At 60.0% G+C, this 1,104-nt stretch carries 1 protein-coding gene; it reads right to left on the bottom strand.

The window, feature by feature from the left end:
* Positions 1-13: 13 nt before the first annotated feature.
* Positions 14-1,087, bottom strand: a complete 1,074-nt coding sequence (locus tag CWS72_RS27290) for an IS630 family transposase (protein ID WP_101253820.1) — start codon at positions 1,085-1,087, stop codon at positions 14-16.
* Between the last annotated feature and the right edge of the window lie 17 nt (positions 1,088-1,104).

Genomic DNA, 1,104 nt, shown 5'->3' with positions numbered 1-1,104 from the left:
CTAGTGCATTGACTCAAACAGAAGATACAACGGGCAGGCGCTGAAGTTTTGCAAGGATGACGTCGGCCGGCTTTGTCCAAACGAATGGCTTTGAATTTTTGTTGTGCTCGTGGATGTAGCGACGGATGGCATCCTGTAGGTCACGGACGGACTTGAAGGTGCCGCGTCGGATGCGTTGACGGGTGATGATCGAGAAGAAATTTTCCACGGCGTTGAGCCAAGAACTGGATGTCGGGGTAAAATGGAAGACCCAGCGGGGATGATCGGCGAGCCACTCCAGGACCTTGGGATGCTTGTGCGTGGCGTAGTTATCGGCGATGGCGTGGATAATTTTGCCCGCCGGGACGGCTCGTTCGACGGCGTTGAGGAATTTGATGAATTCCTGATTGGTATGCTTCGGCATACACCGGCCGACCACGGTGCCGTCGAGAATGTTGAGGGCGGCGAACAGAGTGGTGGTGCCGTTGCGCTTGTAGTCGTGCGTCATCGTGCCACATTTCCCCGGCTTCAGCGGCAAACCCGGCTGGGTGCGGTCAAGAGCCTGGATTTGGGTTTTCTCATCGATGGACACGACAACGGCGTGCGCCGGCGGGTTCATGTAGAGCCCGACGACATCTTCGACCTTTTCGACAAAGGCGGGATCGTTGGACGTCTTGAAAGTCCGAAGGCGGTGCGGTTGGAGCCGACTGGCGTCCCAGATTCGCTGTACGGCGCGCAGACTGACACCGACCGTCTTGGCGACAGCGCGACCGGTCCAATGGGTCACTTCACCGGGAGGTTCGCTGCACGGCAAGGCCAAGATCCGGGCCACCGTTTCCGGCGCGAGGGGCGCCCTGCCAGGCTTGCGCGTCTTGTCGCGCAGCAGCCCGTCGACCCCTTCTTCGGCAAAGCGCTGCTGCCAACGCCACACGTTCGGACGGCTGATGCCACTACGACGCGACACCTCCAGGACGGGCAGTTTTTCTGCCGACAGGAGAATGATGTCGGCCCGCTGGATGTGCTTGTGCGGGCGGTTACGGTCGACGATGACGGCGGACAAACGCTCGCGGTCTTCGACGGAAAGCAGGATGCAGACGGTCTGAGCCATGCCGAGAGAATCGCATG

This window comes from Telmatospirillum siberiense (assembly GCF_002845745.1).
In the GTDB taxonomy this organism is placed as follows: domain Bacteria; phylum Pseudomonadota; class Alphaproteobacteria; order Rhodospirillales; family Magnetospirillaceae; genus Telmatospirillum; species Telmatospirillum siberiense.
The sequence above is the reverse complement of the archived record's forward strand: the minus strand, read 5'-3'. Positions and strand labels throughout refer to the sequence as shown.